The sequence below is a fragment of the Streptomyces flavofungini genome (genome assembly GCF_030388665.1).
Classification (GTDB): domain Bacteria; phylum Actinomycetota; class Actinomycetes; order Streptomycetales; family Streptomycetaceae; genus Streptomyces; species Streptomyces flavofungini_A.
In genome coordinates this window covers 1,237,485-1,258,804 of the sequence record NZ_CP128846.1, presented here as the reverse complement: position 1 = coordinate 1,258,804, position 21,320 = coordinate 1,237,485, and the positions used below count along the sequence as shown (strand labels likewise).

The 21,320-nt window shown below is 74.8% G+C and carries 13 protein-coding genes; 12 read left to right on the top strand and 1 reads right to left on the bottom strand.

The window, feature by feature from the left end:
- Positions 1-211: 211 nt before the first annotated feature.
- From QUY26_RS04970 to QUY26_RS04915, 12 genes are all read left to right on the top strand, one after another.
- On the top strand, positions 212-1,309 hold the full coding sequence (locus QUY26_RS04970) for a TauD/TfdA family dioxygenase (RefSeq protein WP_289943883.1): 1,098 nt from the start codon (positions 212-214) through the stop codon (positions 1,307-1,309).
- A complete protein-coding gene (locus QUY26_RS04965; RefSeq protein WP_289943882.1) occupies positions 1,306-4,545 on the top strand; it encodes an amino acid adenylation domain-containing protein in 3,240 nt (1,079 codons plus the stop codon). The genes QUY26_RS04970 and QUY26_RS04965 overlap by 4 nt, the downstream gene beginning before the upstream one ends.
- The gene (locus QUY26_RS04960) at positions 4,542-11,066 is read left to right on the top strand and encodes a non-ribosomal peptide synthetase (protein WP_289943881.1); all 6,525 of its coding nucleotides are present in this window, start codon (positions 4,542-4,544) and stop codon (positions 11,064-11,066) included. Before QUY26_RS04965 ends, QUY26_RS04960 begins: the two co-directional genes overlap by 4 nt.
- Positions 11,063-12,703 (top strand): cyclic peptide export ABC transporter, encoded by a 1,641-nt coding sequence (locus QUY26_RS04955; RefSeq protein ID WP_289943880.1) that lies wholly within the window; start codon positions 11,063-11,065, stop codon positions 12,701-12,703. The genes QUY26_RS04960 and QUY26_RS04955 overlap by 4 nt, the downstream gene beginning before the upstream one ends.
- Before the next feature lie 80 nt (positions 12,704-12,783).
- Entirely contained in the window at positions 12,784-12,987 is a 204-nt protein-coding gene (locus QUY26_RS04950) for an MbtH family protein (protein WP_289943879.1), read from the top strand.
- A gap of 138 nt (positions 12,988-13,125) precedes the next feature.
- Complete coding sequence (gene lat / locus QUY26_RS04945) at positions 13,126-14,451, top strand: L-lysine 6-transaminase (RefSeq protein WP_289943878.1); 1,326 nt, start codon at positions 13,126-13,128, stop codon at positions 14,449-14,451.
- A complete protein-coding gene (locus QUY26_RS04940) occupies positions 14,448-15,197 on the top strand; it encodes a thioesterase II family protein (RefSeq protein ID WP_289943877.1) in 750 nt (249 codons plus the stop codon). Before lat ends, QUY26_RS04940 begins: the two co-directional genes overlap by 4 nt.
- Positions 15,198-15,208: 11 nt before the next feature.
- Positions 15,209-16,375 carry an NAD(P)/FAD-dependent oxidoreductase gene (locus tag QUY26_RS04935; RefSeq protein WP_436840269.1) on the top strand — a complete coding sequence of 389 codons (1,167 nt, stop codon included), beginning with the start codon at positions 15,209-15,211 and terminating at the stop codon, positions 16,373-16,375.
- Positions 16,368-17,366, top strand: a complete 999-nt coding sequence (locus QUY26_RS04930; protein ID WP_289943876.1) for a trypsin-like serine peptidase — start codon at positions 16,368-16,370, stop codon at positions 17,364-17,366. Before QUY26_RS04935 ends, QUY26_RS04930 begins: the two co-directional genes overlap by 8 nt.
- 62 nt (positions 17,367-17,428) lie before the next feature.
- On the top strand, positions 17,429-18,127 hold the full coding sequence (locus QUY26_RS04925; RefSeq protein WP_289943875.1) for a hypothetical protein: 699 nt from the start codon (positions 17,429-17,431) through the stop codon (positions 18,125-18,127).
- A 221-nt stretch (positions 18,128-18,348) separates the two neighbouring features.
- Positions 18,349-18,834: a phospholipase gene (locus tag QUY26_RS04920; RefSeq protein WP_289943874.1), complete on the top strand. Its 486-nt coding sequence runs from the start codon at positions 18,349-18,351 to the stop codon at positions 18,832-18,834.
- An 82-nt stretch (positions 18,835-18,916) separates the two neighbouring features.
- Positions 18,917-19,483, top strand: coding sequence for a MerR family transcriptional regulator (locus QUY26_RS04915; protein ID WP_289943873.1), 567 nt, complete (start codon positions 18,917-18,919; stop codon positions 19,481-19,483).
- A 70-nt stretch (positions 19,484-19,553) separates the two neighbouring features.
- Here the strand turns inward: QUY26_RS04915 and QUY26_RS04910 are convergent, their stop codons facing one another.
- Positions 19,554-21,191, bottom strand: coding sequence for an amidase (locus tag QUY26_RS04910; RefSeq protein WP_289943872.1), 1,638 nt, complete (start codon positions 21,189-21,191; stop codon positions 19,554-19,556).
- Positions 21,192-21,320 lie beyond the last annotated feature (129 nt).

The window sequence follows — 21,320 nt, the reverse complement described above, 5'->3', positions numbered from 1 at the left end:
GCTCAGCACGCACAGCTCGGCACGGCACTGCACGGCCCGACTCACGCCGGCCCGGCAGAGCACCGCACCGCGTAGCGCCGCACCGAGCAGCGCACGAGCACCGAACCACCGCACCACTCCGGAGGGCCGCTCGCCGGCGGCCGGTCCGAACCCGCCTGCCCGGACACGCCTGTGTCCCCGCGAGCCATACCGACAAGCAAACGGAGCACCCATGTCCCTTCGTACGTCCCGCATGCCCCAGGAGCCGGTCAGGCGACGGTCCCTGACGGACGCGTCAGTCGTCGCCTTCGGCCCGCTGGAGCCCGCGGCCCTGCCCGTGCTCGCCACCCCGCAGCGGCCCGGTGTCCCGCTGACCGTGTGGGTGCGGGCCAACGCGGAGCTCGTGCGGACGCGGCTGCACGAGCACGGCGCGGTGCTCTTCCGCGGCTTCGACGAGGGCGCCGACGCGCTGCGCCCCGTCGTGGAGGCCGTCGCCGGTGACGGCGCGCTCGCCTACCAGGACGGCGCCACGCCGCGCAGCGACCTCGGCGACGGCATCTACTCCTCCACCGAGTACCCCGCCGACCAGACCATCGAGATGCACAACGAAGCCTGCTACAGCTGGAGTTGGCCGCGCGTCCTCGGCTTCTCCTGCGCGCTGCCCGCGGAGACCGGCGGCCAGACCCCGCTCGCCGACTCCCGCAAGGTGCTCGGTCGGCTGCCCGCCGACCTGGTGGCCCGCGTCGAGGAGCACGGCGTGCGGTACGTGCGCAACTACACGCCGGGCGTCGGCATCCCCTGGCAGGAGGCCCTCGGCTGCGACGAGAGCGGCCTTGACGCCTACGCCGAGCAGACCAGGGTGCGCGTGGAGCGCGTCGCCGACAACCACCTGCGCACCGAGGCGCTGCGGCCCGCGGTCGCCCGGCACCCGGTCACCGGCGAGTGGGTCTGGTTCAACCAGGCCACCAGCTTCCACCTGAGCACGCTCGGCGACGAGCTCGCCGCCGAACTGCTCAGCCAGGTCGGCCCCGAGCGGGTGCCCAAGACCACCAGGGCCGGCGACGGCAGCGAGTTCAGCCGCGCCGACCTCGACGCGATCCGAGGCGCGTTCGACGCCGAGTCCACGGCCTTCGACTGGCAGCTCGGCGACGTCCTCGTCGTCGACAACCTGCTGGCCTCGCACGGCCGGGCGCCCTTCACCGGCAAGCGGCAGATCCGCGTCGCCATGGCGGGCGCGGCGACCTGGCACGACCTGGAGACCCGGCCCGCGCCGAGCGGCGCCGACGCGCAGGACGGCACCACCACGCAGACACAGGGGGACAGACGGTGACCACGACGACCACGACGACAGCGACAGCGGCCGGGACGGCCGCGCCCGCGGCGGAGATCTTCCGCGCGGGGCCACAGCAGCACGACGCCACCGGCGACGACACGGTGACGACCCTCGTGCTCCGGGCCCCGGCCACCGTGCCGCAGGGGCGCCTGGCCGCCGCCGTCGCCGCCCTCACGCTGCGGCACGAGGTGCTGCGCACCGCGCTGGTGGCCTCCGCTGCGGGCGGCGCGCCCACGCAGCACGTGTTCGCCGGTGAGCTCCCCGAGCCCACCGGAGCCGGAGCCGGTGCCGACGGCGCCGCGGAGGCCGCGCCCGCCCGGCCCTGGTCCGCCCTCGCGGGCCCCGGCGGCCGGATCCAACTCGCCGCCTCCGCGCACGTCCTGGACCCCGAGGGCCTGCTGCTCCTCGCGTCCGAACTGGAGCGCGAGCTGGCCGGGGCGACCACCGGCGACGGCACGGGTCCGGCCGATGGCGAGCCCCTGCAGTACGCCGACGTCGCCGAATGGCTGCACGACATGCTCGCCGAGCCCGAGGCGGCCGCCGCCCGCGCGAACCAGGAGTCCGCGCACGGCGGCGCCGACGCCGCGGACGAGACGGGCGACGCGGTGGCGCGGGTGCGCTCGCTGGCCCCGATGGCCGGTGCGGCGACCCCGTCCGGCACGGCGGCCGAGGACGGCCGAGCCGCGGCCGACTCCGTCCGCTCCTTCACCCTCCCCGCCGACGCTTTCCCCGCGGCCGAGGCGGAGGCGCTGCTCCTGGCCGCCTGGCTCGTGGTCCTGCACCGCTTCGGCGGCGCCGAGACGCTCACCGTGCGGGTGCGCACCGGCCTGCGCGAGGTGCCCCAACTCCAGTCCTCACTCGGCCCGTTGAGCGCGTGGCCGGGCCTGCGGTACGCGTTCGGCTCCGGCCGCACCCTCGCGGACGTGGTGTCCGCGGTGCGCGCGGCGCGGGCCGAGCAGCGCGAGAGCGTCGAGCTGATCAGCGACCTGTCCGCCGTGAGCGGGCCGCTCGCCTTCTCGTACGCGCAGGTGCCCGAGCGGGTCGGCGGCTGGTCCGTGGAGTCGCTCGCGGCCGTGGGCACCGGCCCCGCGCTGCGCCTCGCCGCCGTGCGCCACGGCGACCGCGTCGAGGTCCGCCTGGACGGCGCCGCCGCGGCCGGGCTCGGCGGCCCGGTGGCCGACCGGCTCCTGGACGCCCTGGCCGCCGTCGTGGAGCAGGGCGTGCGGGAGCCGGGGACCAGGATCGGCCGGACGGTGCTCGGCCCCGCCGCCGCACCCCTCGCGGCGCCGGTGTCGCCGACGGCCGCCGACTGGCGGGAGTCCACCCTGCCCGACCTGATCGTCCGCGCCGCCGGACGCACCCCCGACGCGACCGCGGTGCGCTGCGCCGACCGTGAGCTGACCTACCGTCAACTCCTTTCGGCCGCAGACCGGTTGTCGGCCCGCCTCGACGTGGGACCGGAAGCGGCCGTCGCCGTGCTCGTGCCGGACCCCGTGGCCCGCCTCGTGACCCAGCTCGCCGTGCTGCGCGCCGGAGCCGCGTACCTGGTCGTCGACCCGGCCGACCCGGCCGACCGGATCGCCGGGCTCCTCGGCGACGCGTCCGTCCGCACGTGCGTCGCCACGGCGGACACGGCGGCCCTGCTCGGCGAGAGCGGCAGCGAGGGCGCGGGCAAGGGCGGGGGCGGCGTCGGCCGCAGCCTTGACGTCGTCGTCCTCGGTGCCGACGACCTCGGCTCCGTCGATGAGGAAGCCGGAGCCGTGGCGGCCAAGGACGGCCCCGCGGCCCCCGACAACCTCGCCTACCTCCTGTTCACCTCCGGCTCCACCGGGCGGCCCAAGCCCGTCGCCGTCACCCACCGCAACGTCGTCAACTATCTCGGCTGGCTCGCCGACGTGGGCATCATCGGCCCGGACACCGTGCTCCCCGCGACCGCGGCGCCGGTCTTCGACGCCTCCGTCAAGCAGCTGTGGGGCCCGCTGGTCCTCGGCGGCACGGTCGTGCTGCCCCCGGCCGGACAGCGGCCCGCCGAGACGCTGGCGGCGGCCGTCTCCGGCGCCGACGCCACCACCGTCACCACGGTCAACACCGTCCCCCGCCTGTGGGACGAGACCCTGCGCGCCCTGGAGTCCGCCGACAGCACGGCCCGACCGGGCGAGTCGGCCTTGGACGTGCTCCTCGGCGGCGAGGCCCTGACCGCCGACCTGGTGGCACGCACGTACCGCCTGCTGCCGAAGGCGCGGCTGTGGAACCTGTACGGACCCTCCGAGGCCACCGCCAACGCCACCGCGGGGATCGTCGGCGCCGACGGCCGCGTCAGCCTCGGCGGCCCCGTCGGCGGCACCACGCTGCACGTCCTCGACGAAGCGCTGATGCCGGTCGCCCCCGGTGTGATCGGTGAGCTGTACGTCGGCGGCGCCGGGGTCACCCGCGGCTACGCGGGCCGGGGCGGCCGCACCGCCGAGCGGTATCCGCCCGACCCGTTCGCCTCCGAGCCGGGCGCCCGCCTGTACCGGACCGGCGACCTCGTGCGCATCGGCGCCGACGGCCTGCCGGAGTTCTGCGGGCGCGCCGACGGCCAGTTGAAGGTGCGCGGCTACCGCGTCGAACCCGGCGAGGTCGAGGCCGTCCTGCTGCGCCACCCCGGCGTGCGCGCCGCGGTCGTCGACGCCCGCGACAGCCGCCTCGTCGCCTGGCTCGTGCCGGGCCCCGACGGCGCGCCGACCGTGGCGGAGCTGCGCGAGCACTGCGCCGCCGTGCTGCCCGCGTACCTGGTCCCCGGGCTCTTCGTCGCCCTGGACCAGGTGCCGCTGACCCCCCAGGGCAAGACCGACCGGCGCGCGCTGCCGGACCCGGCGGACGGGCACCTGGAGCGGGGCGGCGAGTTCACCGCGCCGCGCACGCCCGTGGAGATGGTCGTCGCGGAGATCTGGCGCACCGTCCTCGGCGTCGAGCGGGTCGGCGCGCACGACAGCTTCTTCGCCCTCGGCGGCGACTCCATCCGCGCCATGCACACCGTCGCCCAGGTCCGCGACCTGATGGGCACCGAACTGCCCCTGCAGGACCTGCTCACCGCGCCCACCGTCGCGGACCAGGCGAACCTGCTCCTCGCCCACGACCAGGACGGCGCCGTCCGCGAGTTCGCGGAGGCGTTCGCCGCCCTGGACCCGGCAGACGACCCGGAGGCCCCCACCGCGGGCCCCGCCCACGACGTCCCCAAGGAACAGTCATGACCGCATCCGAAAGCTCTGCCGGAGCCGACCGCCTCGAGCAGGCCAGGCGCGCCCTCGCGGCCCGTCGCCCGGGGCGCGGGGCCACCACCTCCCGCGTGCCCCGGCGCGCCGACCAGGACCAGGTCGTCCTCTCCGAGAGCCAGCTCCAGCTGTGGACGGCGCACGCCCTCGACCCGACCGGCAGCGCCTACACCGTCCCCGCCGCCCTCGACATCGAGGGCCCGCTGGACGCCGACGCGCTGACCCGGGCCTTCGACTGGATGCTCGCCCGGCACGAGGGGCTGCGCCTGGTCACCGACGACGTCCGCGGCAAGGCGCACGCCCGCCTGCTGCCCACGCTGCCGCCGCTGCGCCGCACCGACCTGACCCGGCTGGCGGCCACGGACGCCGAGGCCGCCGAGCGGCGCAGGGACGAGCTGACCGACGCCGAACTGCGCGCCCCCTTCGCCCTGGACGCCGGCGGAGCGCTCGCCCGGGGCCTGCTCATCGCCCTCGCGCCCGAGCGGCACCGCCTCGTCGTCGCCTTCCACCACCTGGTCGTCGACGGCCTCTCGGTGAGTGTCCTCATCCAGGAACTCACCGCCGCCTACGAGGCGTTCCGCACCGGCTCCACCCCGCCGTCGGCGCCCGAGGGACCTTCGTACACCGACTACGCCTGGTGGGAGCACACCAGCCAGGACGCGCCCTCGCGGGAGGCGTCCCTCGCCCACTGGCGGGCCGAGCTGGACGGCGCCCCGCGTGGCCTGAGCCTGCCCTTCGACCATCCCCGCCCCGACGCGCGCGGCCATCACGGCCACCATCTGGTGCGTCCCACCGGGCCCGCGCTGCGCGAGCGCGTGGAGAAGTTCGCCGCGGGCTGCGGCGTGTCCGTCTTCGCCGTCCTGTACGGCGCCTGGCGGGCGGTGCTGCACCGGGCCGCCCTCACCGACGACCTGGTCATCGGGGTGCCGGTCGCCAACCGCGTGCGGCCCGAACTGCGCGCCACCGTCGGCCCGTTCATCAACACCCTGGCGCTGCGCAGCCGACTGCGCGACGGCGCGACGCTGCGCGACCTCGCGCAGGACTCGGCGGCCACCGTCGCCCGCTCCCTGGACCACCAGCACGTGCCGACCTCGTCGGTGGTGGCGGCCGTCGGCGGCAGCACCGGCGCCCCGCTGTTCGGCGCGATGTTCGCCTACCTCGGCGAGGACCGCTCCGCGCTCGGCCTCGGCGAGGCCGTCATGACCCCCGTGCCCGTGGAGACGGCCGCCTCCAAGACCGACGTCACGCTCAGCGTCTCCCACCGCGGCGACGACCTGGAACTGATGCTGGAGTACGACACGGAGCTGCTGCGCGAGCACACCGCGGGCGCCCTGCTCGACGCATACGTCCACCTGCTCACCTCGGGCCTCGACGCCCCGGACCGCGAGGTGCGGCTCCTTCCGCTCGCCGCGCCCGCCGTCCCCGAGGGCCCGGTGGCCGAGTCCCTGGTGACGCACGGACTCGACCACGCCTTCCTGCGCTCGGCCGCCCGCCACCCCGCCCGCGTCGCCCTGCACTGGGAGGGCGAGGACATCGCGTACGGCGAACTCGCCGACCGCGTCGAGACCCTGGCCCGCCACCTGGTGGACCGGGGCGTGGCGCCCGGCGACCGCGTCCCGCTGTACCTGGAGCGCGGGCCCGCGCAGATCGTGGCGATCCTCGCGGTGCTTCGCGCGGGCGCCGCGTACGTGCCACTGGACCTGCGCAACCCCGCGGACCGCATCCGGCACGTCCTGGACGACAGCGGCGGCCGCCTGCTGGTGTGCGGCGCCCAGGGCGCGGGCACGCTCGGCACGGACCTGCCACAGGTGTGCGTCGACGGGCACGGCCGCCCCCTCGCCGGGGCCGACCCCGTCGACCCGAGCCGCGCCACGCTGCCCGCCCGGCACCCCGGCGACGTCGCCTACGTCATCTACACCTCCGGCTCCACCGGCCGCCCCAAGGGCGTGGAGGTCGCCGACGCCCAGGTCCTGCGCCTGTACACGTCGACCGCGCGGCGCTTCGACTTCGGGCCGCACGACGTGTGGACGTTCTTCCACTCCTACGCCTTCGACGTGTCCGTCTGGGAGCTGTGGGGCGCGCTGCTGCACGGCGGGAAGCTGGCCCTGGTGCCGGACGAGACCGCCCAGTCGCCCGCGGACCTGCTCGCGCTCGTCGAGCGGCTCGGCGTCACCGTGTTCAGCCAGACGCCGTCGGCCTTCAAGGGCGTGGTGGCGGCCGACGCCGCCGAGGGCTCCACCCGTGAACTCGCCCTGCGCCACGTGGTGTTCGGCGGCGAGCGGCTCGACCCGAACACGCTGCGGCCGTGGATCGAGGCGCGCGGCGACCGGTCGCCGGTCTTGGTGAACATGTACGGCATCACCGAGACCACCGTGCACTCCACCTTCCGCGTCATCACCGCCGACGACCTGGGCGACCGCACCGGCAGCCCCATCGGCGTCCCCATCGACGACCTGACCCTGCACGTCCTCGACGCGGCCCTCAACCCGCTGCCCGCCGGGCTCGTCGGCGAACTCCACGTCGGCGGCGCGGGCGTCACCCTCGGCTACGCCGGCCGCGGCGGGCTCACCGCCGAGCGGTTCGTGCCCGACCCGTTCTCCGACGTGCCCGGGGCCCGCCTCTACCGCAGCGGGGACCTGGCCCGGGTCACCGAGGACGGCGAGTTCGAGTACTGGGGGCGCGCCGACGCCCAGGTGAAGATCCGTGGCTTCCGGATCGAGCTGGGCGAGGTGGAGGTCGCCCTCGCCGCCCACCCCGGCGTCGCCGCCGCCGTCGCCGACGTGCGCGGCGAGCAGCTGGTGGTGTGGCTGGTGCCCGCCGCCGGTGAGCTGCCGGACGTGCCCGAACTGCGGGAGCACGCCTCCGGGCTGCTGCCGTCCTACATGGTGCCCGCGGTCTACACCGCCCTGGACGAGGTGCCGCTGACCGTCAACGGCAAGGCCGACCGGCGGGCCCTGCCCGACCCGGCCGAGGCCCGCCTGGACGCGGGGACCGAGTACACCGCCCCGCGCACCGGCCTGGAGGAGACCGTCGCCGGGGTGTGGGCCGACGTCCTCGGCGTCGAGCGGGTCGGCGTGCACGACAACTTCTTCGCCCTCGGCGGGGACTCCATCCGCGCCGTGGAGATCAGCGGCACCCTGCGCGCCCTCGGCCACGAGACCCGTGTGCACGCCGTCTTCAAGCACCAGACCGTCGCCGAGTTCGCCACCCACCTCGCGGGCAGCGGCGCCGAGACCCTGGCGCGCGCCGAGCCGTTCGAGATGATCAGCGCCGAGGACCGGGCCGCGCTGCCCGCCGACGCCGAGGACGCCTACCCGCTCAGCGCCACCCAGGCGGGCATGCTCTACCACCTGCACCTGCACCCCGAGGCGGGCATCTACCACAACACCGTCAGCGTGCGCATGCGCGGCCGCCTCGACGCGGAGCTGCTGCGCCGCGCCCTCACCGACACCATGGACCGCCACCCCGTCCTGCGCACCAGCATCTCCCTGGACGGCTACTCCGAGCCGCTGCAGATCGTGCACCGAGACGTGCCGCCGCTCCTGACCGTGCGGGACCTCTCCGGGCTCGATGCCGCCGCCCAGCGCGCCGAGATCGACGACTTCGTCGCCCAGGAGCGCGAGGACCACCTCGACCTGGAGCGGGCACCGCTGCAGCGGCTCGCCGTGCACCTGCTCGGTGACGACGAGTTCCAGCTGACGGTCAGCGAGAACCACGTCATCCTCGACGGCTGGAGCTGGACGTCCACCGTGACGGAGATCTTCAGCCGCCAGGCCGCACTGCTCGACGACGCCCCCGACTACGGCACCCGCTGGCCCGAACTGCCGCTGCGGTACGCCGACTTCATCAAGACGGAGCGGGATGCCCTCGAAGGAGCGGACGTCGCGGAGGTGTGGCGGCGGCGGATGGCCGACGCCGAACCGCGCTCCGTCGCCGATCTGCGCCCCGCCGGGCTGCCGCAGGTGCGCCGCGTCCAGGTCGACGTCGACCCCGACACCTCCCAGCGCCTCGCGCGGCTCGCCAAGGAGGAGGGCCTGCCCTTCAAGAGCCTCGCCGTGGGCGTGCACTTCAAGGTGCTCGCCGAGGCCCTCGCCGTGACCGATCCGGTCACCGGCATGGTGATGCACGGCCGCCCCGACCTGCCCGGCGCCAAGGACCTGCGCGGCCTGTTCATCAACATGCTGCCGACCTCCCTGTCCGTGCCCGGCGGCAGCTGGCGCGAGCTGGCCCGGCGCGCCTTCGACGAGGAGCGCGGCCTCCTCGAACACCGGCACACCCCGCTCATCAACGTGCAGCAGGCCCTCGGCAACGACCCGCTGTTCGACGTGGGCGTGAACTTCGTGCGCTTCCACGCGCTCAGCGAGGTCCTCGACACCGGCGTCGTCGAACTCCTCGACCACCACCCGGCGTCCGCCGAGGACACCAACTACGCGGTGATGGCGACCTATTCGGTGCACCCGCCCGCCAACGAGCTCGGCCTGATCCTCGCCTACGACAGCGACCGGGTCTCCGACGAGTGGGCCGCCGACCTCGCCACGATGTACGCGCAGGCCCTGCGCCGCTTCGCCACCGACCCCGACGCCCCGCACGAGGCGGCCAGCCTGCTGCCCTACGACGCGCAGGCCGCGGCCCGCCGCGCCGACGGCGGCCCCCTGGTGGTGCCCGGCGGCACCCTGCACGAGGCGATCGAAGCCGTCGCGGCGGCCCGCCCCGGCGCGGTCGCGGTCACCGGACCCGGCGGCGTCCTGACCTACCGCCAGCTCACCGAGCGGGCCCGCGCCGCCGCCGACGGACTCACCGCCGCCGGAGTGCGCCGCGGCGACCTGGTCGCGGTCGTGGCCCGGCGCGGCGTCGACCTGGTCACCGGCCTGCTCGCCGCCATGACGGCGGGCGCGGCCTACGTCCCCGTCGACCCGGAGCTGCCCCTGGAGCGCATCACGCACCTGATCCGCGACTCGGGCTGCCGCACGGCGCTGACCGCGCACCTCACCGAGGACGACGCGGCCGTGCTCGCGCTGCTCGCCGAGGAGGGCATCACGGTGCGCACCGTCGCCGAGGCCGCCGCGGCCACCGACGCCGCGGTCCCGCAGCGCGCCGACGCCGCCGACCTCGCGTACCTCATCTACACCTCCGGCTCCACCGGCACCCCCAAGGGCGTCGGCGTCAGCCACCACAACCTGCTCGCCTACCTGGAGGCCTCCGGCACCGTCGTGGCGCCCACCGCCGACGACGTGGTCGCGGTCCGCTCCACCTTCACCTTCGACCTGTCGGTGTGGGAGCTGTTCGCGGGCCTGGTGGCGGGATCGCGGATCCACCTCGTGCCCGGCGACGTCGCCGCGGACGCGCAGCAACTGCACGGCCATCTGCGGGGCGAGGGCGTCACCATGCTCGCCACCACCCCGACGATCGCGCAGGAACTGGCCGCCGTGGACGGCAGCGGCGACACCGGCGGCGTACCGCTCGGCCTGCGGGCGCTGCTGCTCGCGGGCGAGGAGGTCGTCCCCGCCCGGTTCGCCGACTGGTTCGAGGGACCCTCCGCGCAAGGCTGCCGGGTCTTCAACTGGTACGGGCCCACCGAGGCCACCGTCCTGATGACCGTCGCCGAACTCACCGCCGAGGTCACCCGCAGACAGCGGGCCCCCATCGGCGCACCGGTGCCGGGCTCCACCATCTGGGTCCTCGACGAGCACATGCAGCCGGTGCCGCCCGGCGCCGCCGGCGAGCTGTACATCGGCGGCGTCCAGGTGGCCCAGGGCTACTGGCGGCGCCCCGGCCTCACCGCCGGACGCTTCATCCCCGACCCGTTCGCCGCCGAACCCGGCGCGCGGCTCTACCGCACCGGCGACCGCGCCCGCCACCGGGCCGACGGCCAGCTGGAGTTCCTCGGCCGCTTCGACAACCAGGTCAAGCTCCGCGGCCACCGCATCGAGCTCGGCGAGGTCGAGTCCGTCCTCGTCGACCACCCGGGCGTGACCGACTGCGTCGTGGTGGTGCACGGCGCCGCCGGGGCGACGCCGCGCCTGGTCGCGTACGTGGTGGCGGAATCGGGCGGCCTCGACCGCGGCGAGCTGCGCACCCACGCGGCGGGACGCCTGCCGCGCTACGCGCTGCCCGCGGCGATCCGCCTCGTCGAGGAGATCCCGCAGACCCCCAGCGGCAAACTGGACCGGCGCCGACTGCCCGCGCCCACCGCCGACGACTTCCTCGGCACCTCGGGCAGCGCCGAGCCGCCCCGCGACGACGTCGAGCGCGAACTCCTCGCGATCTGGCAGGACCTGCTCGGCCTCGAGGGCCTCGGCATCCGCGACCACTTCTACGAGGCGGGCGGCCACTCGCTGCTCGCCACCCGGCTCCTGCTGCGCGTACGGCGCGAGTTCGGGGTGCGCCTGCGGGTCCAGCAGGCCATGGCGGACTTCACCGTGGCCGGCATCGGCGAACTGATCAAGTCGGCGCGGGAGAGCACCGGCGGTGCCTCGGCGCGGAGAGCGGGACGTCGATGAACTTCATCTCCCTGCTCGCCACCCGGTCCCGGGCGACCGTGATCGCGGCCGTGGTCGCGGGCCTGCTCTCGGGCGGCGCGACCGTGGCCCTGATCGCGGTGCTCCAGCGGGTCCTGGAACGGCTCGACGACCCGGGCACCGGACTGCTCGCCGCCTTCGTGGCGGCGGCGGTCACCGTGATGCTCGCCGGAGCGGTCTCCTCGATCCTGCTGATCCGGCTCGCCCAGCGCTCCATCCAGGAACTGCGGATGGAGCTGTGCCGCCGGATCCTGGACAGCGGCATGCGCCGCATCGAGCGCATCGGCCCCGCCCGGCTCCAGTCCGCCCTCACCGACGACGTACAGATCATCACCAGCGCGGTCAGCAGCGTGCCGCTGCTCTCCATGAACGGCTCGATCGTCATCGGCGCCTTCGTCTACATCGGGGTGCTCTCCTGGAAGATGCTGCTCGGCATGGTCGGCGTGCTCGCCGTCGGCCTGCTGCTCTACCAGCTTCCGGTGCGCCGGGCCGGTGCCCATCTGCGCCGCGCCCGTGAGCACCAGGACGCCATGCACGGCCACCTGGAGAGCGTCACGCGCGGCGCCAAGGAGCTCAAGCTCGACCGGGGCCGCCGCGACGAGGTCCTCGACGGCGGCGTCGGCGCCACCGGCAAGCTCCTCGTGCGCGACACCACCCGGGGCGTGGGCCTTTACACCATCGCGGGCTCCTGGGGGCAGCTGCTCTTCCTCGCCTGCATCGGCATCATGCTGTTCGCCGGGCCCCGCTTCGACATCCCCGCCGACGACCTGACCGGCTTCACCCTCGCCGTCATCTACATCAACACCCCGCTGGTCACGGTCCTCAACCTGATCCCGGCGCTCGGCCGGGCCGGGACGGCGCTGCGCTCCCTCGACGCGCTCGACCTGGGCGACGAGAGCGGGCTCCGGACGCCGGAGCGGGGCGACGCCGGGCAGGACGCCGGGGCCGAGCTGCGGCTGCGCGGCGCGGTCTTCCACTACGACACCGTCGGTGACGACAAGGGCTTCCAGGTCGGCCCGATCGACGCCGCGTTCGCCCCCGGCACCCTGACCTGTCTGATCGGCGGAAACGGCAGCGGGAAGACCACGCTGGCCAAGATGCTGTGCGGCCTGTACCCGCCGAGTGCGGGCGAGATCGTCCTCGACGGCACGCCCGTGGCCGGGGACCGGGTCGAACAGCTGCGGGGGAGCGTGGCCGGGGTCTTCGCCGACGTCCACCTCTTCCGCACCCTGCCGGCCCACCCCGACGGCGACGACGAGGCCAACCGCCTGCTCGCCCAGCTCGGCATGGACAGCAAGGTGACCGTGCGCGACGGGGAGTTCTCCACCATCTCCCTGTCCACGGGGCAGCGCAAACGCCTCGCCCTGGTGGCGGCGCTGCTCTCGGACCGTCCGGTGCTGCTCTTCGACGAGTGGGCCGCCGACCAGGACCCCGAGTTCCGGGAGTTCTTCTACACCGAGGTCCTGCCGGCGCTGCGCAAGCGCGGCAAGACCGTCATCGCCATCACCCACGACGACCGCTACTTCAACATCGCCGACCAGATCCTCAAGCTCGACCGAGGCACCATCGCCGAGCACACGGAACCGGCCCGACCCGCGGCGGAACCCGCCGCGCTCTGACCGCCCCCCCACACACCACCGGGGTCGCGCACGCCCGGCGCGCCCCGGTCCCAGCCCCACCACGCCTCAAGGAGACAGCCATGTCCGAAGCGCCCCGCTACGACGTCGTCCGCAACGACGAGGAGCAGTACTCCCTCTGGGAGGCCGGCCGCGAACTGCCCGCCGGCTGGCACCGCGAGGGCACCAGCGGCACCCGCGAGGAGTGCGTCGCGCACATCGACCGCGTCTGGACCGACATCCGTCCGCGCAGCGTGCGGACGCGCCAGCAGACGGCCCGGGCCTGACGGCCGCCCGGCCCACGACCCGTGAACGACCACGCACCGCACGCCACCGCACCGCACAGCCGCGCGCCGCACGCCACAGCGCCGCGCGACACGCCACAGCACCAGTCACACGCCACGTCACAGGACAAGGGGACAGCCATGAGCCAGGCCGGGATCGACCTGCTGCGCGACCACGTCAGCGGGGACTTCGGTGACATCATTCTGGACGTCCGCAACAGCCAGGGCTGCTGGCTCGTGGACGAGCGGGACGGCTCCCGCTATCTGGACATGTCGATGTTCTACGCGTCGGCGCCGCTCGGACACAACCATCCGGCCCTGCACGGCGACCCGGAACTCGACGACGCGTTCCTCGCCGCGGCCCGGATGAAGCCCGCCAACCCCGACTACGGCACCCGCGAACAGGCCCGTTTCGTCGAGGAGTTCATGGGCCTGTTCGGCTCCGACGACATGCCGTACCTCTTCTTCATCGACGGCGGCGCGCTCGCCGTCGAGAACGCCCTGAAGGTCGCCTTCGACTGGAAGACGCAAGTCAACGCCGCCCGCGGGGTCGCCGTGCGCGGTTCGCGGGCCATGCACCTGGAGCGCGCCTTCCACGGCCGCAGCGGCTACACGATGTCGCTGACGAACACCGACCCGTCCAAGATCCGCGACTTCCCCGTCTTCGACTGGCCGCGCATCCCGAGCCCGGCCGTCAACGACATGAGCCGCTGGGACCAGCCGGAGCTGTTCCCCGAGGAGCAGGCGGCCCTGGACGCCGCCGCGGCGGCCTTCTACCGCTATGCCGACGAGATCGCCTGCTTCGTCTTCGAGCCCATCCAGGGCGAGGGCGGCGACCGCCACCTGCGGCCGCAGTTCCTGAAGGCGATGGCGGAGCTGTGCCGCGAGAACGACGCCCTGTTCGTCGCCGACGAGGTGCAGAGCGGCTTCGGGATCACCGGTGAGCGCTGGGCGAGCGAAGCGCTCGGACTGCGCCCCGATGTCATCGCCTTCGGCAAGAAGACGCAGGTGTGCGGCGTCATCGGCGGACGCCGGGTCCTGGAGGTGGAGGGCAACGCCTTCCGTACGTCGAGCAGGCTCAGCTCCACCTGGGGCGGCAACCTGGTCGACATGATCCGCTCCACCCGGATCATGCAGGTCGTGCGCGAGGAGGGCCTGTTCGAGAACGCGGCCCGCACCGGCGCCCACCTGCTCGGCCAGCTCCGCGAGATCGCCGCCGAGTTCCCCGACCTGGTGTCCGACCCGCGCGGCCGCGGCCTGATGTGCGCGATCACGCTCACCGACGGCGCGCTGCGCGACCGGGTCCTGCAGCGCGCGTACAGCGCCCACGGAGTGATCTTCCTCGGCTCCGGCGAGCGCGAGCTGCGCTGGCGGCCGCCGCTGTCGGTCACCGAGACGGAGCTCGACCTCGGGATCAGCGCGCTGCGCGCCGTCCTGAAGGAGATCGTCGCGGAGGACCAGGCATGAACCGCGTCGCCCGACCGCAGCCACGCCCCTGGGCGGCGCGCAGGCTCGTCTGCATGGGCTTCGCCGGCGGCGGCACCGTCGCCTTCCGGCCCTGGGCCCGGCTCCTTCCGCTGGAGGTGGAGCTGCGCACCCTGTGCTACCCGGGCCGCGAGTACCGGTACGCGGACGAGATCACCGGCGGCTGGGACGGCTTCGTCGCGGACTGCGCGGACGCCGTCGCCACCGAGGTGCGCTCCCCGTACGTCCTCTACGGCCACAGCATGGGCGCCCTGCTCGCGTTCGAGACCGCGCGCCTGCTCCAGGAGCGGGGCGCCCAGGGCCCCGAGAGCCTGATCCTCTCCGGGCACATCGCGCCCCAGCACTGGACGGGGGTCCGCTCCGCCAAGCTCGCGACCGCGTCCGACGAGGAACTGGCCGCGTCCCTGGCGGAGGGCGGCGGCCTGCCGCAGTCCGTCATCAGCGACCCCGACCTGCTCGCCATGGCCGTGGACCTGCTGCGGATGGACCTGGAGGCGTACGCCGCCTACGAGTTCCGGCGCGCGCCACGGCTGCGCGCGGGCATCCACCTCATGGTCGGCGAGGACGAGCTGACCCCCGCGCACGACGGCTGGGAGGAACTGACGGAGGGACCGTTCACGCGGGCGGTCCTGCCCGGCGGGCACTTCTTCACGCCGCGTGTGTGGGGCCAACTGCCGCGCCACATGCCCGCCTTCCTGCCCGACGGCGCCGCCGAGCTGGCGGGCTGATGGGAGCGCGCGTGCCCGCGGCGGAGCTGCCGCCCGCCGCCGACGTGGTGATCGTCGGCGGCGGGGTGATGGGCACCAGCATCGCCTTCCACCTCGCCGAGGCCGGGGTCCGCGACGTGCTGCTCCTGGAGCGGGACACGCTGGGCTCGGGGTCCACGAGCAAGGCGGCGGGCGGCATCCGGGGGCAGTTCTCGGACGCCGTCAACATCCAGCTCGGCGCCCGCAGCCTGGAGCTGTTCCAGGACTTCGGCAGGCGTCCCGGACAGGAGATCGACCTGCACCGGGAGGGCTATCTGTTCCTGCTCTCCCGGCCCGAGGACGTGGCGGCCTTCGAGCGGAACGTGGCCGTGCAGAACGAGTTCGGGGTGCCGAGCCGGATGCTCGACCCGGCCGAGGCCCGCGCGCTCTCCCCGCTGATCTCCACGGACGGCGTGCTCGCCGCGGCGTACTCGCCCGACGACGGCTACTGCGCGCCGGAGTCGGTGGTCCTCGGCTACGCGGTCGGCGCCCGGCGCTACGGCGCCCGACTCCTGACGAACTGTCAAGTCATCGGCATGGAGCGGGCGGCGGGGCGCTCCGGGGCCACCACCGTCGTCACCGGGCGCGGCACGGTCACGGCCGGCACCGTGATCTGCGCGGCCGGGGCCTGGTCGGCGACGCTCGGTGCGATGGCCGGGGTCGACCTGCCGGTGCGGCCCTACCGGCGGCAGGTCCTGGTGACGGGGCCGCTGCCGGACCGGCCCGAGCGCGTGCCCATGACCATCGACTTCGCCACCAGCTTCTACTTCCACGGCGAGGGCCGGGGCGTGCTGCTCGGCATGTCCGACCCCGACGAGCCCTCCGGCTTCGACCTGTCCCGCTCGGACGCCTGGCTGCCCCGCCTGTCCGAGGCGATGGCCCTGCGCGCGCCCCGGCTCACCGAGGCGGAGGTCGTCACGGGCTGGGCCGGGCTCTACGAGGTCACCCCCGACCACAACGCGCTCATCGGCGAGGCCCCCGGCCCCGGCCGCTTCCTGTACGCGACCGGCTTCTCCGGCCACGGCTTCCTCCAGGGGCCCGCGGTCGGCGAGGTCGTCCGCGACCTCTACCTGGGACGACGGCCGTTCGTCGACGTCTCGGCCCTCTCCGCGGAGCGCTTCACCCAGGGCGCGCCACGAAAGGAACTCAACTGTGTCTGAGGACTCACCCGTGTCCTGCGGACGGGACAGAACCGGGCGCTCCCGGTTCGGCCGCGTCCGGACCCTGCTCGTCGCCCTGACCGTCTCCGCCGCCGGGCTCGCCGCGGCCACGCCCGCGCAGGCGGCGGACGACACGCCCGGCGTGGTCAGCAGGGCGGCCGTCGTCGACGTACCCGGCGCGAAGGGCGGCACGGCCGCGCAGCGGGAGCGGGCCCTGCTCGACTACTGGACCCCGGAGCGCGTCCGCCGCGCCACCGGCGAGAAGAAGGCCCCGGCGCCCGCCGTGGACCGGGCCGACCCGCGCCTCGCGGCGGCCGGACCGCACTCCACCGCCGTCGGCAAGCTCGTGTTCGAGCACGCCAACGGCAAGCCCGACCACTGCACCGCAACGGCGGTCGACAGCGACTCGGAGATCCTCGTCCTGACCGCCGCGCACTGCCTCCACGAGGGTCCTGGCGGCGACTGGACGAAGAACGTCGTGTTCATCCCGGCGCGCGAGGGCGGCAGCGAGCCGTTCGGCCGGTTCACCGCCTGGAACGTCGCCACCTCCGCGCTGTGGAGCAGCGGCGCCAAGCCGGACTGGGAGCACGACTACGGCCTGGTCATCACCAACGACAACGCCAAGGGCGAGACCGTCTTCGACGCGGCGGGCGGCTACCAGATCGTGCCCGACGCGCGCACCGGCGAGCAGGTGTCGGTCATGGGCTACTCCGGCCCGCCCTACGACGGCGAACACCAGGAGTTCTGCCAGGACCTGATCGAACCGACGGTGCCGCCGATGAACATGTGGCAGGTCGAGTGCCCGAACATGACGCCGGGTTCCAGCGGTTCGCCGTGGCTGCTCGACTACGACTACGACACGGGCTCGGGCTACATCGGCGGGCTCAACAGCATCTCCGACACCGGTGGCTACATGGCGTCACCCCGATTCGACGCCAAGACGGGTGAATTCGTGTCGTTGGTGGAGCGGATCGCCGCGGCCCGGCCTTAAGCATGAGCGGAAGCGTGCGTGAACGGGGCGGCGACGGGTGGCAGCGGACGGGAGGGGTCGCGATGACTGGGGCCGGGGAGAGTGCCGCACCGCGGTCGTCACCGTCGGTGCCCTCGACCAACCCCGACGGGGGCTGGGGCCGGGCCAAGGTCCCGCTGCCCGCGCCCGCCCTCGACCTCGGCGCCCCGCTGCCCCAGGTCGCCCGGCCCATCGGCACGGTCGTCCTGCGCACGCTGCTTCTCTCCGCGCAGGACCCCGCGGTCGTGCCCGCCCGCGAGGACACCCTGAGCGCGGGCGAGCGGGCCCGGCTGCCCGGGGACGCGGCGGAGCGGCGGCGGTACGTGGCCGAGCGCGCCGGGCTGCGGCTGCTCCTGGCCTCGTGCCTGGGCGCGGCGCCGCAGGGCATCGCCGTGGACGCGGGCCCCTGCCCGCACTGCGGCGCCGACCACGGGCGGACGGCGAGCGCGCGGGGCAGGCCGCCCCTGTTCGTCGCCACCGCGGCGCACCGCGACCTCGTCGTGCTCGCGCTCGCGGCGGCGCCGGTGGGCCTCGGCCTCGCGGTGCCCGAAGGGCCCGACCGCGAGGCGCTGCTGCGGGCCCGCAAACCGGCCAGGGTCGCGGCGGGTGCGGGTGCCCGCGCCCGGGGCCGGTGCCGGGAACCAAGAACGTCCGGTGTGGCGCGGCACGTCGAGTACGTGAGCGTCCCGCCGGAGGGGGAGTGCGTCGTGTCCGTCGTATGGCAGGAGCACTCCCAGCCCTGAGGCACTCGCACCCGCGAGTGCCCCGACAGCGTCAGCGTGGTGGTTTGGGGCCAAGTCCCGTGACGTATAGGCCAGATGCCGTCAAGAACCCGTCATCGGGGCGCCACCCCCACGCGGCGCGCACGACCACCGGCCGACAGGCCGGCGGTGATCAATGAAAGCCACGCCTCCGCGCACTCGGGCCCGGAGCCGTGTCATGACCCCCACAAGGAGGAATCCCCATGCGTCGTCGACTCGCCGCTGTGGCCGTGAGCGCCGCTGCCCTCACCCTCGGGACCGGCCTCGCGGCCGCCCCGGCGTCCGCTGTCCCCGCGGACAAGGCGCAGGTGCTCAGCAGCTGGACGCAGACCAGCGCAAGCAGCTACAACGCGTTCGTCTCGGCTCGCAACAACCAGGGCGCGTGGAGCGCGTACAAGTTCAACTGGTCCACGGACTACTGCTCCTCCTCCCCGGACAACCCGTTCGGCTTCCCGTTCCAGACGGCCTGTGCCCGGCACGACTTCGGCTACCGCAACTACAAGGAGATGGGCACCTTCAACGCCAACAAGGCCCGCGTCGACAGCGCCTTCTACGCCGACCTGAAGAGGGTCTGTGCCACCTACAGCGGCGCCAAGAAGGTCTCCTGCGACGCGCTCGCCTGGACCTACTACCAGGCCGTCGACAAGTTCGGCAAGGTCGCCCCGCAGAACACCGTGAACGCCGCCTGACCCCGTCGGTGAGGGGGCGTACGACCGCCCCCTCACCGGCACCACCCGCACGGTGCGCCACGCGCCGGTGGACCATGGGGTCATGGACGACCTCACCCCGATACGGGACGTGGCGGACCGCCTCGGCCTTCCGCTGTCCACGCTGCACTACTGGGAGCGGCGCGGCCTCCTGACGCCGCACCGGCGCTCCGGGCGGCGGTACTTCGACAGCGAGCAGGTCTACCGCGTGGCGCTGATCAAGCGGTGGCGCGAGACCGGCCGCATGTCCATCGAGGAGATCGGCACCCTGCTCAGCCGCGAGGGCTCCGCCGCCGACTGGCAGCGGACCGTGCACGCCCGCATCGCCGAACTCCAGGACCGCATCGCCGAACTCGACGCCGCCCGCGCCTACCTCGGCGGACTGCTCTCCTGCACCCACGGCCACGACCTGGAGCGCTGCCCCGACTTCCGCGCGACCGTGCCCCTGGGCGACGCCCGCCGGCCGTCCGGCACGACGACCTCCCGGCGCAGGACGGGCCGCGCGTCAGCCGCCTCCGACGCCGCGTCCGCAGAGGCCTCCGGTACGTCGAAGAGCGCGTCCACCGCCGGGCGCTGCGAGGCGTACGCCGCCACGAGCCCGGCGATCTCCCGTTCGCCCACGGGGAGGTGAGCGGCGGCCAGCAGGCTCCGCACCCTGACGTCGTTGTCCTGCCGACCGGCCCCCTCGCCGTGGCGCGCGGTCATGCGTCCACCCGCGCGGCGGCACCGGCCGGGCCGCACGGCACCGGTGCCGTGAACGCCGCCGGATCGGGGGCGCGCCGGTGCCAGTCGGTGCGCTCCTGGAACGCGTCCCCGGCCCGCAGGACCGTCGCCTCGTCCGCCACCGGCCCCGCGATCTGCAGCGACAGCGGGAGCCCGGCCCCGGTGAAGCCCATCGGGACCGCGAGGACGGGGTTGGCCAGCGCGCTCCAGTACGGCGTGTGGACCTTGCCGAACACGCCCGCGTGGTCCTGGTGGCCCGCCGCGTCCGCCAGGGCGTCGAACGGAGGCGCCGCGATCGACGCCGTCGGGCACACGATCACGTCCACGTCCGCGAACAGGGCGTCCACGGCCCGCTGCGCCACCGAGCGCACGCGCTGCGCCTGGACGTAGTCGGCGCCCGACAGGAGCGCGCCCGTCGCCAGGAGCCCGCGCGCGGCCACGCTGTAGTCGTGCCAGCGGCGGGACAGCTCGGCGCGGTGGTGGGCGAGCCCCTCGCAGGACGCCGTCACGAACACCGTCGTGATCAGCTCCCGCCAGTACGGCAGCCGCACCTCCACCGCATCCGCGCCCAGGCCGGTGAGCACCGCAACGGCCGCGTCGAACACCCCGGGCAGCGCGGGGTCGCCGTCGGCGGGGAAGTGGTGCTCGCGTGCGACGCCGATCCGCAGCCCGGCCAGATCGCCGCCGAACGGGGGCTCGGAGAAGGGGACTTCGAGACCGCCCGCGGCGACGCCGCTCGCGACGCCCCCGCCACGGGTGCCCGCCGCACGCCCGCCGCTGCCCGCCGCACGGCCGCGACCGCTCCCCGCACCACCGCCACCACTCCCTGCACCACCGCCACCGCTCCTGGCGCCGCTTCCGCCGGATGCCGTACCGCCCGAGCCCCCGTCCCGCGCCCCGGCGATCACGCTCAGCACCACCGAGCAGTCCCGCGCGCCGCGCGCCAGCGGTCCCACCCGGTCCAGGCTGTACCCGAGCGGCACACACCCGGCCGTCGGCACCCGCCCGAACGTCGGCAGCAACCCGCTGACCCCGCAGAACGCGGCGGGCATGCGGACGCTCCCGCCCGTGTCACTGCCGAGCGCGGCCGCGAAGAGGCCCGCCGCGACACCGCTCGCCGAGCCCGAACTGGAGCCCCCGGCCCACCGGTCGGGCCGCCACGGGTTGCGCGGGAACGGGAACGGCTTGTCCTCCTCGGGGAGCCCGCAGCCGAACTCCATCGCCGTCGTCTTCCCGGTGAGCACCGCGCCCGCCGCGCGCAGCCGCGCCACCACCGGCGCGTCCCGCCCTGCCCACCAGGCCCGGTCGTGGACGAGGCTCTGCGCGGTGGTCGGCCCGTCGGCCACCGCGATCGTGTCCTTCACGCCGAACGGGATCCCGTGCAGCGGGCCGCGGTCGAACCCGCGCGCCAACTCCTCGTCCGCGCGCCGGGCCGCCGCCCGCGCCCGTTCGTCGAACCGCGCCAGATACACCCCGAGCGGCCCGTCGTGCCGGTCCGCCGCCGCGATGGCCGCCTCGGTGAGGCCGACGCTGGTCACGGTGCCGTCCCGCAGCGCGCGGGCGGTCTCGGACAGGGTGAGGGCCAGGGGCGGGGACAGGTCCAGCGATCCGTTCACATTCCACCTCCGCGCACGCCGCCCAGGTCAGGCGGCCGGTGGCACGCCACCCTGCCCGCTCAACCCGAGTTGAACGCAAGCGCCCGACGCGGCGGTCCCACCGGCAGATGCGCCCTCATCATGGCGGCC